This is a genomic window from Pseudomonas sp. RC10 (assembly GCF_038397775.1).
GTDB lineage: Bacteria > Pseudomonadota > Gammaproteobacteria > Pseudomonadales > Pseudomonadaceae > Aquipseudomonas > Aquipseudomonas bambusae.
Map to the genome: position 1 here is coordinate 4,914,599 of NZ_CP151650.1, position 15,305 is coordinate 4,929,903.

The window sequence follows — 15,305 nt, forward strand, 5'->3', positions numbered from 1 at the left end:
ACGGTTGGAGAAGCGTCCCACCACACTTCGGAATCCATATTTCTTAGTTTTAAAAGGCGAACGAATTCTGGGACATCCATGATGTAGAGTCCTTTCTGCGATTTTTTGTGAGTCAACAAAAGGTCCCAAAGAATTCTGGGCAAAATGCCAGTCTATTCAGACTGATAGTCCGGGGCTTTGAACCGTCGGACCTAAAGATGGATCCATGATAATGCCCTGTCAAATCCGTTTTGATGGTTTTTTAATCACGAATAGTTATAAGAAAAAGATAAGACCTCATTAACAATTCAAAACTATTCAACCCCGATTTTTATATTCATTTGAATATCCCCGAACGAGGATGAAACTAAATGGCGTCAGGGTATTGACGATACTTATCAGGACAATCTCAACAAGTCTTACTATTTATTGACATTCTTAATGATGTGAAACCACTCAGTTAAAGATGACGCTCACTTAACGACAGGGCAAAGTTTCACAAGGGCTCTCGACGTATCGGTTTTAACGTTAATCCTGCCCGTCATGATGTTGCCTCAATCAACCCCGACTCGCGATATGCACCCCGGCGCGGCACGCAAATCGCAGACAGTGCTTGAGGTGGAGCGAAACCTGCTGCCATCCTCGCGTTCATAACGCCAAGCCCGGCAAAAGCGGGGCAAAAAACGACCTGAACCAAGGAGACTGGCCGTGAGCACACCTGCAAACACCGAGCGCTACAGCTACAAAGCCCGCTGGTTTCATTGGGTGATGGCCATTCTGATCGTGCTGGCTTACGCGCTGATCCTTAGCCGCAGTCAGTTCGCCCGAGGCAGCGACCTGCGAACCTTTGTGGTGCAAACGCATTTCTGGGTGGGAATCGTGTTGCTGATCATGGCGTTCTTCAGGATCGCTGAACGTCATCGCCACACGCCGCCGGGCATTACGCCGCCGCTCGAAGGTGCCCTTCGTCTGGCGGCCACGCTGTCCCATTACGCGCTGTATGCGTTTCTGTTCATTCAACCGCTGCTGGGGCTCTTCACGGTGTTGCTGGAGCGCGGCGCCCTGCCCGTCCCGCTGACCTCGCTGGCCATCCCGGCACCGTTCGCCATTTCCAAGGAGACCGCCGAGACCCTCGAACACTTTCACGTCCTGCTGGGCACGATTTTCTACTACGTGATCGGCCTGCATGTCGTCGCCGCGATCTGGCACCACGTCGTGCGCAAGGACAACACCGTACGGCGGATGGTGTAAGCCTGACTCACTCCCATCACCGAGGCGCTGTCGTCCCCTGTAGGCGCGAATTCATTCGCGAGACGGAGGTTCAGGCGACACATGCATGTCGCCTGTTCGGGCCTCTCGCGAATGAATTCGCTCCCACAGTTAAAACCGCGTTCGCCGCGATCGGCAGGGTGCCGCTGAACCCTGTGGGAGCGAATTCATTCGCGAGACGGAGGTTGAGGCGATACATGCATGTCGCCTGCTCGGGCCTCTCGCGAATGAATTCGCTCCTACCGTTAAAACCGCGTTCGCCGCTATCGGCAGGGCGCCGCCGAACCCTGTGGGAGCGAATTCATTCGCGAGACGGAGGTTCAGGCGATGCATGCATGTCGCCTGTTCGGGCCTCTCGCGAACGAATTCGCTCCTACGGTTCAAATCGCGTTCGCCCCTCTCTACGGGGCGCCGCTGAACCCTGTGGGAGCGAATTCATTCGCGAAGAAGCCGTTAGGCTCGCACTCATCGTCAGCGTACATCGTCGCCAACGTCACCGGCCCTGATCCACCGTCCCGTCCACCGGGTCAGGCGGCACGGGGCCGTCCTGGCTGGTGTCGATGCTGACCACGACCGACATGCCCGGACGCAAGTGATCGACAGCGTCCTGATCGTTGTCCACCGTGATGCGCACGGGTATCCGTTGGGCGATCTTCACGAAGTTGCCGGTGGCGTTGTCGGCCGGCAACAGGCTGAACTCAGACCCGGCAGCCGGCGAAATGCGCTGCACGCGGCCGCGCATTTTGCGGTTTTCCAATGCATCGACGGTGAAGCTCACCGGTTGTCCCAGGCGCACGTTGGCCATCTGTGTTTCTTTCATGTTGGCAATGATCCAGCGCGGACGCGGCACCAGCGCCATCAGTTGCGCCCCGGCGTTCACATAAGCCCCCAGACGCGTACCAATCTGCCCCAACTGTCCGTCGCGGGGCGCCGTGATGCGCGTGTTGGTCAGGTCGATACGCGCCAGCTCGATGCTCGCTTCCGCGTTTTTCACCGAAGCCTCCAGCGAGCCTCGGTTGACGATCACCGTTTGCAGGTCCTGTCGCGAAATCTCCAGCGACGCCTTGGCCTCGGCCAGCGCGGCACGGGCCTGGGCGTCGGCGGCGCGGGTCACGTCCAGTTCGCTTTTCGACACCGAACCGTCGCTGACCAGTGCCGAGTTGCGGCGCAGGTCGGCGGCCGCCTTGTCGCTCTGGGCCTGGGCACTCACCACGCCGGCCTGACGCTGCAGGATCGTCGCTTCGGCACTGCGACGCTGTTGCAGGTTGTTGTCCAGCGCGGCCTTCTGAATCCCCAGCTGCGCCAGCCCTTGATCGAGATGCTGCTGATAAATGCGATCGTCGATGCGCACCAGCAAGTCGCCCTGCTTCACCCACTGAAAGTCCTGCACCGGCACTTCGTAGACGTAGCCACTCAACTGCGGCCCGATGATCGTGGTCTGCCCGCGCACCTGAGCATTTTCGGTGCTTTCAATAGGGCTGCTGAACGGCGGCAATTGCCAGGCGTACAGCACGATCAGCACGCCTGCCAGTGCGATGCCGCCAAACAGAATGGACGACACCAGCCTGATCCTCGCTGACCGGGGCTGGCTGGTCGCGGGCATGACCGCGGGCGCCGGAGCAGGCCCGGGGGTTTGAGAGGAAGAGGCAGGGCCGGGAGACTTTTCAGATTCTGTCATGAAGGTTGAACGCCGGAAGGTTGTGCTGAAGGTTGTGCAGGGGTGAACGGTGCGACCGGCTCGGTGGTGATCCACAGCCAGGTCGCCCGCGCCGTGATCCAGATCGCCGTGAGGATGGCGATCAGTGCGATCAGCATGAACACGTCGTTATAGGCTAGGGTATTCGCCTCGCGTGTGGCGGCCGTGGCCAGTGCACGAATGCCTTGATTGGTGCGCGCCGAGGGATCGGCAATCGCTGAGAGATAGGCCCCGCTGGAGCTTTGCAGGCGCGATTGCACCTGAGGATTGAGCAGCGTGACGTGCTCGACGATGTGCGCCGAATGAAACTTCTCACGCCACACCTGAAACGTTCCCAGGAGCGCCGAGCCGATCAGGCTGCCGACGTTCTGACAGATCCCGAACATCACCGAAAAACTGACCATGTTGCGCGGGTTGCTGATCACCCCGCTGATCCCCAGCACCAGCGTCGGGCCAAGAAAAAAGGTGCCGCCGAACGCCAGCAGGAACTGGCTGAAATACATCTGCGGGCCTCGGGTCAAGCTCGTGGAAAAGCTGTCCATGATCGAGCCGACCGCCATCAGCGCCAGGGAGATGATCAGTGGCTTGAACAGGTGCTGCGGGTTAATGGTGAGGGCGCTGACCAACAGACCGGCAATGCTGCCGAGCAACATGAACAGGTACAGCGTGTGCAATTGCTCAGTGCCCTGATTCATCCCTTGCAGGAAACCCACGGCGCCGGTGGCCTGTTCAGATAACACGATGCGGGTCAGCAACACACCCAGGGCGAATCGGATCATCCGCCCGCTCCCCAGCCAGCGGGTGATCAGCAAAGGGCGGGTGCGGTTATGTTCGATGCACAATCCCGCCATGATGCTGGCGATGGAAAACGCCAGGGCCAGGCCGATCCAGGGTTCTTCCAGCCACCACTCGATACGCCCCAGCGACAGCGCCGCACACAGCGCGGCAAAGCCGGACGCGAGCAAGGCGAAGGTCAGAAAGTCGAGTTTTTCGAAGGTCTTGAAGCGATCCCCCGGCGGCAATTTGAGGATCAAGACGCAGCCCAGCGCCAACAGGCACATCCCCAGTTCGAACAGGTACAGCCCCCGCCATTCGGCGATCTGCAACAGGTCTTCCGAAACGAGACGCGCCAGCGGCGTCGCCAGTTGTGCCGTGCCGAGGCCGAGCACCAACGCCTTCATCCGCCATTTCTGCGGGAAGGCCTGGATCATGTAATACAGCCCCAACGAACTGAGCGCCGCGCCCACCATACCGTGGGCCGCACGCACAGCGACGGCGGACTCGATGTCGTTGACGAACAAATGGGCAAAGGTGACGAGCGCGTACAGCACCAGAAACACTTCGGTGAACGCTCGCAGGCCGAACTGTTGACGAAACTTCACCAGCAGCAGGTTCATCGAGACATTGGTCATGACGTACGCCGCAGGCAGCCAGGCAATTTCCGCCTGCGTCGCTCCCAGCGAACCCTGGAGGTATTGCAGGTTGGCGACCACCAATGCGTTCCCCAGCCCCCCGGTCAGCGCCACAATCACACCGACGATGGCGTACGCCCATCGCTTGGGATTCGAATGCAAAGGCGTGGACGGCGAGCCCGGTATTGTCGGCCGCTCATGGGGCGCCCAGTCGTGGGGGGTGTACTTGTCGTTCATCGAGCAGACCTGGTGAATGCAGTCCTGTGACCGTGGGCAGAACGATATTACTCACTCATGGACCGGATGCTGTGACGATCAGGTTGTTTTGCAGGTTTTTCGCGGCCGGGGTGAGTGGGAGGAGAGTCTAGTTCCGAGGCGTCTCCTGCGCGCGGCAGAACCAAGACCGCACGCCCTTGGTATCAACGCCACAAAAATCCGACCAACATACGGTTGCCCCTGGTTTTATGCTATTACACTCCCCATCTTCCTCGGCACCCGACCTTCCGACATTCGGGCTGCCGTTTAATCGGTCCAACAGGAGTCATTGCCATGAAAATCCCGGGTCCCGATCACCCCATCACCATCGCCCCGCTGCAAGGCCGCGTCACGGTTCAATTCAAAGGCGTGCGCGTGGCGCAAAGCGACAAGGCGCTGGAGCTGAAAGAAGCCAAATATCCGCCGGTGATTTATATCCCCCGTTCGGATATTTCGATTGAACATTACGTTAGAACCGAACATCGAACGCATTGCCCCTACAAGGGCGACGCCAACTATTTCAGCCTCAGCGCCAACGGCGAAACCGCGGAAAACGCCGTCTGGACCTATGAAGAGGCCTACCCATCGGTCAAGGAAATCGAGGGCCACGTCGCGTTCTATCCCGACAAGGTGACCCTGGAAATTCACTGAAACCGACGCCACTCTGCTCGAAGCGCTTGCGCTACACGACACCCGGAGAGAAACCGATGCGTCACTCACGCCAGCTACGCGAAACCCCCACCACGGACCCGCTGTGCAAGCGCTATCAGAGCGTTCGTGGTCGCACCGAACAGTTGGTCGCGCCGCTCAGTCCCGAAGACATGGTGGTGCAGTCGATGCCCGACGCCAGCCCGGCGAAATGGCACATGGCGCACACCACGTGGTTCTTCGAGACGTTTTTGCTCATTCCCAACGTGCCCGACTACACGCCGTTCGATCCGACGTTTGGTTATCTCTTCAACTCTTATTACGAAGCCGTGGGGCCGCGCCATCCGCGTCCGCAACGAGGTCTGATGACCCGGCCGGGCGTCGATCAGGTCAAGGCCTACCGCAAATACGTCGATGAGCACATGTCCACGCTGTTAATGGGCGGCCTGTCCGATGAGCTGTCGAGCCTGATCGAATTGGGCCTGGCCCACGAAGAGCAGCACCAGGAACTGTTGCTGATCGACATCCTGCACCTGTTCAGCCTCTCGTCACTCAAGCCCGCTTACGACCCAACCTGGCCGAAAGATGCCACGGGCCGTCGCGGCCAGTTCAAGCCGCTGAGCGCGGGGCTGACGCAGATTGGCCATAGCGGCGAGGGCTTTGCGTTCGATCACGAAGGTCCCCGCCATACCACCTATTTGCAGTCCTTTGAAATCAGCGATCGGCTGGTCACCAACGGCGAATGGATGAGTTTCATCGCCGACGGCGGCTATCAAACCGCTGCGCTGTGGCTGTCCGAGGGCTGGACGCTGATTCAGGAACACGGCTGGACCGCGCCCTTCTATTGGCAACATGACGAAAACGGCTGGAAGCGCATGAGCCTGCGCGGCCTGGAAGACATCGACCCGGCCGCCCCGGTCACCCACATCAGCTATTACGAAGCCGCGGCGTTCGCGACCTGGGCCGACGCTCGCCTGCCCACCGAAGCGGAGTGGGAAGCCGCCGCGCGCGCCGGTCTGCTGGAGCAAGTGGATGACGTCGCCTGGCAGTGGACCCAGAGTGCCTACAGCGCCTACCCCGGCTTCAAGCCGTCGGCCGGTGCGGTGGGCGAGTACAACGGCAAATTCATGGTCAATCAGATGGTGTTGCGCGGCGGTGCCAGCGTCACCTCCCCCGATCATTGCCGCCTGACTTATCGCAACTTTTTCCCGACCGACAAACGCTGGGTCATCACCGGGTTGCGCCTGGCCCGCGACAGCCGCCAGCCGGGGGTGGTTAATCCGCAAGACAGCGAATTCGCCCATGACGTGATCGCCGGGTTGTCAGCGCCGAGCAAGATGCTTTCACCCAAATACTTCTACGACGCGAAAGGCTCCGACCTGTTCGAGGCCATCTGCGAGACCGACGAGTACTACCCCACCAACGCCGAAACCGGCCTGTTGAAAGGGATTGCGGGCGAGATTGCAGCGTCGATTCCCGAGGGCGCGGCGTTGGTGGAGTTTGGCAGTGGCGCCAGCGAGAAAACCCGGCTGGTGCTGGACGCAGCACCACAGTTGGCGGTCTACGTGCCCATCGACATCAGCGCCACGGCGTTAAAAAAAGCCGCCAAGGCGCTACGCCAAACCTACCCCAATCTGGTGGTCGCGCCGCAGGTGGATGACTTCACCCGCGTCGTTAAACTGCCGCAGGAAGTCGAGGGCCTGACCCGCGTCGGTTTCTTTCCCGGCTCCACCATCGGCAATTTCACGCACGACGAAGCGGTAGCGTTTTTGCGCGGCGCCCATCAGGTGCTAGGTGAACATGCGCAGTTCATCGTCGGCGTGGACATGGTCAAGGACATCGACACGCTGGTGGCGGCTTACGACGATGCCAAGGGTGTGACGGCACGTTTCAACCTGAATCTGCTGACCCGCATCAACCGCGAGCTGGGGGCTGATTTCGACGTCACTGCCTTCAAACACCTCGCGCTGTGGAACGCCGAGCGTTCTCGAATGGAAATGCATTTGGTGAGTCAGGTCGAGCAAGACGTGACAGTGGCGGGCCATCGCTTTCACTTCGCGGCGGGTGAGCGGCTGCACACCGAGAATTCACACAAGTTCACGGTGGAGTCGTTTACCGGGCTGGCGGCGCGGGCGGGATGGGCGGTGAGTCAATACTGGATCAGCAACGCGCCGGAAATGGCGCTGTTCCGTTTGCACGCGTGATGCGGCACGGCTTGCCGGCGGTGGCGGTGTCGCTGCCGCCGGCACGCCGGACTGCTACAGAACCTGCGCAAGTCTTGAAGCCGTGCAAGGTCTCAACTGTGGGAGCGAATTCATTCGCGAAGGCGGCTGCACATCCGACACATTTCTATCGCCTGCCCCTCCGTCCGCGAATGAACTCGCTCCCGTCCCGCACTTGGCTCTTCGCCGGAGGCGGAATTGTCTGTTCTGCCCTCCCCCGTCTTCGATTCTTCATTTCAATTGCAAAATGTGGCTGTTAGCATCCGGGTTGATTTTCACGGAGTGCGGCCTTCATCGGGTCGCTTGAACGAGCAAGAAGAACAAGAGCCACAGGGAGTCAGCGATGACGGCACAGGTAGTATCGGCCACGTCTTCAGGGCAGGAACCCGCCTGCTACACCGTTCTGTCCGAAGTACGCAATCACATCGGCCACATCACCCTCAACCGCCCGCAAGGGTTGAATGCCATCGATCTGGACATGGTCCGGCAACTGCAACACCAGCTCGACGCCTGGGCCAAGGACGACAAGGTGTACGCCGTCGTCCTGCGAGGCGCCGGGGAAAAAGCCTTCTGTGCAGGGGGCGATATCCGCTCTCTGTACGACAGCTACAAAAACAACCAGACCTACCACCAGACCTTCTTCGTCGAAGAGTACGCGCTCGACCTCACCCTCCATCACTACCGCAAACCCGTCATCGCCTTGATGGACGGCTTTGTGCTGGGCGGCGGCATGGGGCTGGCTCAGGGCGTTGATTTACGCGTGGTTACCGAACGCAGTCGTCTGGCGATGCCGGAAGTGGCGATCGGTTATTTCCCCGACGTCGGCGGCAGTTATTTCCTGCCTCGGGTGCCGGGTGAGCTTGGCGTCTACCTTGGCGTGACCGGCGTGCAGATTCAGGCCGCCGACGCGTTGTACTGCGGCCTCGCCGACTGGTACCTGCAAAGCGCCCGGCTGGCGGACCTCGACCGTCACCTCGACGGGCTGAAATGGACCCTCACCCCGCTCAAGGACCTGCAAGGCGCGCTGGCGAAAATCGCCGTCCAGCAATTGCCCGAACCGCCGCTGGAAAAGCTGCGCCCAGCCATCGATCATTTCTTCGCCCTGCCAGACATTCCGAGCATTATCGAACAGTTGTTGGAAGTGACGGTGATCGACACCCACAGTTGGGCCGTGGACACCGCCAACCTGATGAAAACCCGTTCGCCACTCGCCATGGCCGTGACGCTGGAGCTGTTGCGCCGGGGCCGTCATCTGCCGCTGGAGGCCTGCTTCGACCTGGAGCTGCATCTGGATCGTCAGTGGTTCGAACGGGGGGACCTGATCGAAGGCGTGCGCGCCTTGATCGTAGACAAAGACAAGAAACCGCACTGGAACCCGTCGAACGTCGAGGCGCTGGATGCCGAACACGTGGCGAGTTTTTTCAGCGGTCATGAGGCGTGACCCATGCAAGACCTTGAACTGACCGAAGAACAAATCATGATCCGCGACATGGCGCGCGAATTCGCCCGTAATGAAATCGCGCCCTACGCCCAAGCCTGGGAAAAAGCCGGCTGGATCGACGACGCGCTGGTGAGCAAGCTCGGCGAACTGGGCCTGTTGGGCATGATCGTCCCTGAGGAATGGGGCGGCACCTACATCGATTACGTCGCCTATGCGCTGGCAGTCGAAGAGATCTCGGCAGGTGACGCGGCCACCGGCACGTTGATGAGCGTGCACAGCTCGGTGGGCTGCGGCCCGGTGCTCAATTACGGCACCGAGGCGCAGAAAGAACAGTGGCTGGAGAAACTCGCCAGCGGCCAGGCCATCGGCTGTTTTTGCCTGACCGAACCGCAAGCCGGTTCCGAAGCCCACAACCTGCGCACCCGCGCCGAACTGAAAGACGGCGAATGGGTGCTCAACGGCGCCAAGCAATTCGTCAGCAACGGCAAGCGCGCGCAACTGGCGATTGTGTTTGCCGTGACCGACCCGGAGTTGGGCAAGAAAGGCCTGTCGGCGTTTCTGGTGCCCACCGACAACCCCGGTTACACCGTCGACCGCATGGAACACAAGATGGGCATCAAGGCCTCGGACACCTGCGCGGTGACCCTGAGCGACTGCCGCATTCCCGAAGCCAATCTGCTGGGCGAGCGCGGCAAGGGCCTCTCCATCGCCCTCGCCAACCTCGAAGGCGGGCGCATCGGCATTGCGGCTCAAGCACTGGGCATCGCCCGCGCCGCCTTCGAAGCGGCATTGTCCTATGCCCGTGAGCGGGTGCAGTTCGACAAGCCGATCATCGAGCACCAGAGCATCGCCAATCTGCTGGCCGACATGCACACCCGCATCAATGCCGCACGCCTGATGGTCTTGCACGCCGCACGTTTGCGCACGGCGGGCAAGCCCTGTCTGTCAGAAGCGTCGCAAGCCAAACTGTTCGCTTCGGAGATGGCGGAGTGGGTCTGCTCCAAGGCGGTCCAGATCCACGGCGGCTACGGCTACCTCGAAGACTACCCGGTGGAGAAATACTACCGGGACGCCCGCATCACCCAGATATACGAAGGCTCCAGCGAAATCCAGCGCTTGCTGATCGCCCGCGAACTTCGGCATTACGACCTGTAGCACCGCCCTCTGGCGCCGGGCCTGTCAGGGGCTCGGCACCACAAAGTTCTCCCTTCCGAGCATCAGCATCAACAGCGTCACCGAGTCGGCGTTGCGCATGAGCAGTTGGCTGCGGATCTGAGCGTCGGACAGGAACACATCCCGTGCGTCGTCAAGGTCGTGGGAGCGAGTGACCTTCAGAATCGTCTCGAAACCCCGTCCGTCCTCAGGCTCGATGTCCCGACGCTTGGCGCCATCCATCATCGTGAACAGCGCATTGCGGTCACTGCGATGGGACAGACGTGTCTGGTGCAAGCGCACCACGCCATCCCGGACCCGCTCATTGAAGGGCGTGTCGTCGAGCAGCATGTCCGGGAACGGCGCCATGGCTTCCAGGTACGCGATGTCATGGGTATCGAGCGCCAGATGGGAGAGCTCGTGAAGCAGATTGGCCGCCCGATGATGCACGTCGACCGAAAAGCCCTGGGCCAAGGCGTCGGGTTTGACGGCAAAGGACGGCGAGATGAAGAACTGCTCGGTCAGGTAAATCCGCTGCTTGGGGTCGGCCTTGATCACGAACGCGGTGACCATGTCGTGCCCCGGTCGGGTGGAGCCCACGACATAACGCGACGATGAAAACGGCGACAGCGAGGCGTCCATGATCGCGCTGTACAGTGCCTTCGCTGCACTCAACGTCTCATCCAGCACATACCGGGTCGGCGATTGGACGCCGAAATGATCGGCGATGATGCGACTCACCCGAGGGTCCAGCGGCTGCCCGTTCTGGTGCGGGCTGAGGTTGTCCAGGCAGGTTTCCAGATACCGCTTGGCCTTGAGGTGGGCCTGACCGATACGCCGGGCACGGTCGCGGTAGAGCTGCCGGATTTCGGGCATACCCCGAGCCTCGATCACCAGGATGTCCTTGGCGCTTTTATCGACCTTGCCTTCCTTGATCTTGGTGGCGACGCCACCACCGCCGCGCAACCGCAGGGTGAGGTCCAGGTGCCAGCGCTGGTCGATGTCCATGACCAGCTTCGGCCCGGTGGTGCCGTCCGGGCCGACGATGACCCAGTTACTGTCTTCCTCGATCAGCCGCACCTGATAGACCCGGCCGCTGACCACGGCGTAGGTCTCGCCGCCTTCGGTGTCTAAATACAGGTTGAGCAGGTTGTCGTGGCGCAGGTCGGTCAGCGCGACACCCTGGGCTTCCAGCCGCTGCAGGCGCAACCGCTGTTCGGCGTCCAGTGTCCCGCTGCGCCAGGAAAACGCCGACGACAACGCGTCCTCTTCCTCGGTGAGGGCATCGGCCCCGACCGCGCCCTGATCGTCGCGCACCTGCTCCTGAAGCGTCTGCTCCCGGGCCGTGACCATCACGCCAAGGGCCGCGGAAAACTCCGAAAACGCCTCGCCCCAATGCCGCCCCGACGCCGAAGCCGCCGAGGCCTGAAGCAACGTCTGGCTTTGCCACAAGGTGACCATGGCCGCCAGCTTGCTGGGCAACAGCGTCACCACTTGCTCGAAGCCCAGCGTCGCGAGAAACGCCCGGCCCGCCTGATCCTCCTGCTCGTTGGTGACGGCGTTGGACACCCCCTGGTCCAGCAGCAGCTTGACGGTGCCGCTGAACAGGAACTGCAACGCATTGCCCTTGACCTCGGCCACGTCCAGGGTCACCGGCCCCGGTGTGCCAAAGGGCACATCCCCCAGCCCTTCCACCGAAAACGGCAAATGCGGCTCGACGAAACCGCCATGGGCGTAGCGCCGATGCACCTCGGGTTCGACCCGCGCCAGCAGCAGTTGCTGGAGCGAGGCGTCGGTGCGAATGGCCTCCAGCAGCACCTCGCGGCTCGGGTACTCCTGAAAAGTGAACGGCGAATGGTGCGTGGCGTACAGCACCTGGGTGCCTGACGGGTTGTCCTGCCCGCAGATCAGGTACACGGCGGTCACCGGGTCCGGGGTCATGCCGGCGTCGGCCACCAGTCGCAACGGGCTGATCATGGCCCGCACGCCGTTGATCGACTCGCGGGCCAGGCCATCGGGCATGTCCAGCACCCCCATGATCAGATCGAACGCCGGCGCGCTGAGTTCGCCCTTGAGTTTCTGCGCCAGTGCCACCGCCATCAGCATCGGCGGCAGTTGATCGACGAACAGCCGGTTGCGCAGTGCGTACAGTTCATCGGTGGGGGTCAGCGCCTGACGCAACAGCGTGAGGTAGCCGGCCCCGACGTCCAGGCGCCTGACCAGTTGCCGCACGTACTCCACCGTCAGGGTCTCGGTAATACGGGGATGGTCCGTCGACGTCACGCTCAAGACAGTGCCCTGATGGCTGGCGAAACGGTTGATCGCGTATTCGGTCAATGATTCGCGGTGCACCATCGTGGCGGCGGGCACGGCCGATGGCAGCTCACCGGCGGGCGGGAAGCCGCTCACGTAATCGCGCGACGTGACGGTGATGCCGTCCGGGTTCAAGCCTTGTCCGGGGAAGTCCACGTTCAACTGGGCGAGCAATTGCTTGCGGGTGTAGCCGTGCAGGGACGAGACGCCGAACAGGAAATCCCGGCCGCCGTCGCTGGCCTCGTAATAGCGCTTGAGCAAATCGCAGTAGAGCCCCAGGTCGGCGATGGACGCCTCGCTCAGCCACGGCGGCAGCAGCGCCTCGAACAGGCTGGTCTGGATCTTCACCGACAGCCCGTCGATCAGGCTGCTCAGCGAAGCGTCCACCTCCCACTGCGCCGCCAGTTGCGTGAACACCTTGGCCTCGAACCGGCAACGCCGGGCCCTGACGCACAGCTCTCGCACGTCCTGCAACTCACGCTGCAAGGCCCCCTGCTGCAAGGCATTGAGCGCGTGCCCGTCGATCCGGTCCAGACGAATCCGGATCGGGCCTGGCGCCGGTTGCGCCAGATGGCGCTTGACCCGCAAGCGGTCTTCCTCGCTGAGCAACTGCAACCAGTCATCGCAATCAGGGCCGCCCAGTTTGCGTTGAAGCATGCGTTGCAGCCGTGCGCCCGAGCGAAACGAATGCCAGCCCATGAGCGCAGACCAGAACACCAGCGCGCGTTCCTGGGTCTGCGGCGATTGAAGCACCATGGTGTCGCACAGCAAGACGCTGGACGTTTCACCGAACAGCAACCTGACCTGGAACGCCTCGACCGCCTCGGGGTGGCCTGCCACGCGCAGGGCGCGCTCCGGTTGGTCGAGCATCTGGCGGATCAGGTCTCCTGCGGCGGCATCGATCCACTTCTGCCGGGTAGCCAGCGACGCGTACAGGCGCATCGCGTCCTCGCGCAGGTTCAGCGCTTGCAGTTCAGGCTGCATCGGATGGTCACCGTGACGCTGCCCTTCACGCCGCGCCACCTCGAACTGGCGCACGTAGCCCTCGACGAAATCCGGTGTAATCGTCCGCAGCAGGTGTTCGATCAACGCCTGGGGGAAGTCCCCGGACGCTGCTGCGTCATTCACCCGCACCCGCACCTCGGCAGGCAGGCGCAGAGGGCGATATCCCGTGACGCACTCCAGCAACAGCGACGTGAGGTCCAGCGCCAACGCATTCTGCGTTTCACCCTCAAGGGGCGTCGGTGCTTGCCATTCCAGCCGCACCGCCGACGCGTCCAGCCCATCGGCGCTCCACACGCACAGGTAACGCTGCAACGCCTGTTCGGCATGCACCAGCAAGGAGTTGTCGAGCTGGCGCAGTGCGGTGGCGCGCTGGTCGAAGCTTCGGGTGAGGTCGCGCCAGGACGGCGTCGCCTCGGCGGTCACGGCCTCAGTCACCGTCGGCGCCGCTGAACCGGCCGCCTGGGGTGTTGCCTGAGCAAGTGCAGACGCTGGCGTCAAAGCCGGCGCGGGCTGAAGCCACACCGCCACGAAATCGAACGGTGCCTGCCGACGCCAGCGTCCTGCGGTGAAACGCAGTTGCCGGGGGTCGAGCCACTGACGAATGTCCAGCGCATCGTCGATCATCGCGGCCTGTTGACCGGAGGGCTGAGGCAGGCCCAGCGCATAGATCAGGTTGCGCGCCTGGGCGGCGATGATCGAATCCACCAGCGCGGCGCATGGCGCGGTCTGGATCTGCGCGAACCCGATCCTCACCTCCCCTTCGCGCTGCAACACGGCATGGTCTTCGAGGGCCAGCGTGCGGACGAGCTGCTGGCGCCCTTCAGGTGTCGCGAAATACGCGGTGAGCGCCACCGTGTCGGCGAAGCTGTGCCAGTGATGATCGGGCGAACACCACAGCACCGCGCCTGCCGCGCCCGCCTGCGGCTTGACCACGAACGTCCCCGCCAACGGACAGGACGCGCTGTCGCCGACCCTGATCGCCAGCTGGTAGCAGCCCAACGGGCTGTCGACACGGGGCTGTCCCGGCAGCAGCTGCATCAGCGAGAGCAGCGCGTGGCACGACTGCGGGGTCGACAGGCCGCTGGCGTCGCGACGATACAGCCGGTCACGCACGCTGTTTTCAAACGCTTCGACAGCGAGGTCTCGTGGGCTGGACGCGCCCGTGGTGGCACGCCAGAACGTCGCGAGCCGTTCGCTGTAACGCCCGGTCTGCTCGGCCACGGCCACAGGGGCTGAATCCGTCGACGCCGGCTCAAGCGTGGGCGTCTGCTTCAGTTGTGCGGTCAGGGCTGCGACGCGCTCGGCACCATGATCGACGATGGCCAGCATCTGCGCCTGAAACGGATCGCCGTCGATTTTTTCAGACTCGACGATCGCCTCGCCCTCGCCACCGGCATAGCGGGCGCGCAATGCGGCGAGCAGGCTGACGCGGTCGGCGAACGCTTCGACGCCCAGGCCCAGGGTGTACAGATAGACCTGCGGCGCATCAGTGGCGCCATGACTGAACAACAGCGCCCCCGCCAGTTCGGCATGCCGATGCAAGGGGTCGGCAGCGACCAGGCGGTCGACCCGCACCGGGTCGGGGTCGTCGGCATTGACCGGCTCGATCAACGCCTGGAGCCAGCGCCCTTCATCGACGCTGATACGGCTGCCACTCAAGGCCTCGCTCAGCGCGAAGGTGTAACGCTGGCGCAGTCGGGCGCTGTGGAAATACGGGAGGGTTGCGGTAGACATGAAAACTCCTTTTGCATGACAGCCCCCCGTGTGGCGATGAATCGCAGAGGGGCAACGATGCAAGGAGCGTATGAAGAAAGCCCCGGTGCGCGGCGTTACATAACGCTGCACATCGGGGCGGTTTTTTCCGATTCACTGAAGGTCGTGACCACCCTCACACAGGGCGGCGCGACGGGTTC

The 15,305-nt window shown here is 62.2% G+C and carries 8 protein-coding genes; 5 read left to right on the forward strand and 3 right to left on the reverse strand.

Going from position 1 to position 15,305, the window contains the following annotated elements; all coding sequences use genetic code 11:
• Positions 1–687 precede the first annotated feature (687 nt).
• Positions 688–1,230, forward strand: coding sequence for a cytochrome b (locus AAEO81_RS22390; protein WP_341959078.1), 543 nt, complete (start codon positions 688–690; stop codon positions 1,228–1,230).
• Positions 1,231–1,741: 511 nt separating this feature from the next.
• On the opposite strand, the gene AAEO81_RS22395 is transcribed toward AAEO81_RS22390, so the two are convergent.
• Together AAEO81_RS22395 and AAEO81_RS22400 are read right to left on the reverse strand one after the other, a co-directional pair.
• A complete protein-coding gene (locus tag AAEO81_RS22395) occupies positions 1,742–2,926 on the reverse strand; it encodes an HlyD family secretion protein (protein ID WP_341959079.1) in 1,185 nt (394 codons plus the stop codon).
• Positions 2,923–4,593 carry an MFS transporter gene (locus AAEO81_RS22400; RefSeq protein ID WP_341959080.1) on the reverse strand — a complete coding sequence of 557 codons (1,671 nt, stop codon included), beginning with the start codon at positions 4,591–4,593 and terminating at the stop codon, positions 2,923–2,925. Before AAEO81_RS22400 ends, AAEO81_RS22395 begins: the two co-directional genes overlap by 4 nt.
• Positions 4,594–4,905: 312 nt before the next feature.
• Here AAEO81_RS22400 and AAEO81_RS22405 point away from each other — a divergent pair, with 312 nt between their 5' ends.
• The 4 genes from AAEO81_RS22405 (at position 4,906) to AAEO81_RS22420 (ending at position 10,077) form a co-directional block, all read left to right on the forward strand.
• Positions 4,906–5,262: a DUF427 domain-containing protein gene (locus AAEO81_RS22405; protein ID WP_166593200.1), complete on the forward strand. Its 357-nt coding sequence runs from the start codon at positions 4,906–4,908 to the stop codon at positions 5,260–5,262.
• A 56-nt stretch (positions 5,263–5,318) separates the two neighbouring features.
• Positions 5,319–7,463, forward strand: coding sequence for an ergothioneine biosynthesis protein EgtB (gene egtB, locus AAEO81_RS22410; RefSeq protein ID WP_341959082.1), 2,145 nt, complete (start codon positions 5,319–5,321; stop codon positions 7,461–7,463).
• A gap of 361 nt (positions 7,464–7,824) precedes the next feature.
• A complete protein-coding gene (locus AAEO81_RS22415) occupies positions 7,825–8,922 on the forward strand; it encodes an enoyl-CoA hydratase/isomerase family protein (protein WP_341959083.1) in 1,098 nt (365 codons plus the stop codon).
• Positions 8,923–8,925: 3 nt separating this feature from the next.
• The gene (locus AAEO81_RS22420; protein ID WP_341959084.1) at positions 8,926–10,077 is read left to right on the forward strand and encodes an acyl-CoA dehydrogenase family protein; all 1,152 of its coding nucleotides are present in this window, start codon (positions 8,926–8,928) and stop codon (positions 10,075–10,077) included.
• A gap of 24 nt (positions 10,078–10,101) precedes the next feature.
• Here AAEO81_RS22420 and AAEO81_RS22425 read toward each other — a convergent pair whose 3' ends face one another.
• The gene (locus AAEO81_RS22425; protein ID WP_341959085.1) at positions 10,102–15,126 is read right to left on the reverse strand and encodes a DUF6543 domain-containing protein; all 5,025 of its coding nucleotides are present in this window, start codon (positions 15,124–15,126) and stop codon (positions 10,102–10,104) included.
• Positions 15,127–15,305: the final 179 nt, after the last annotated feature.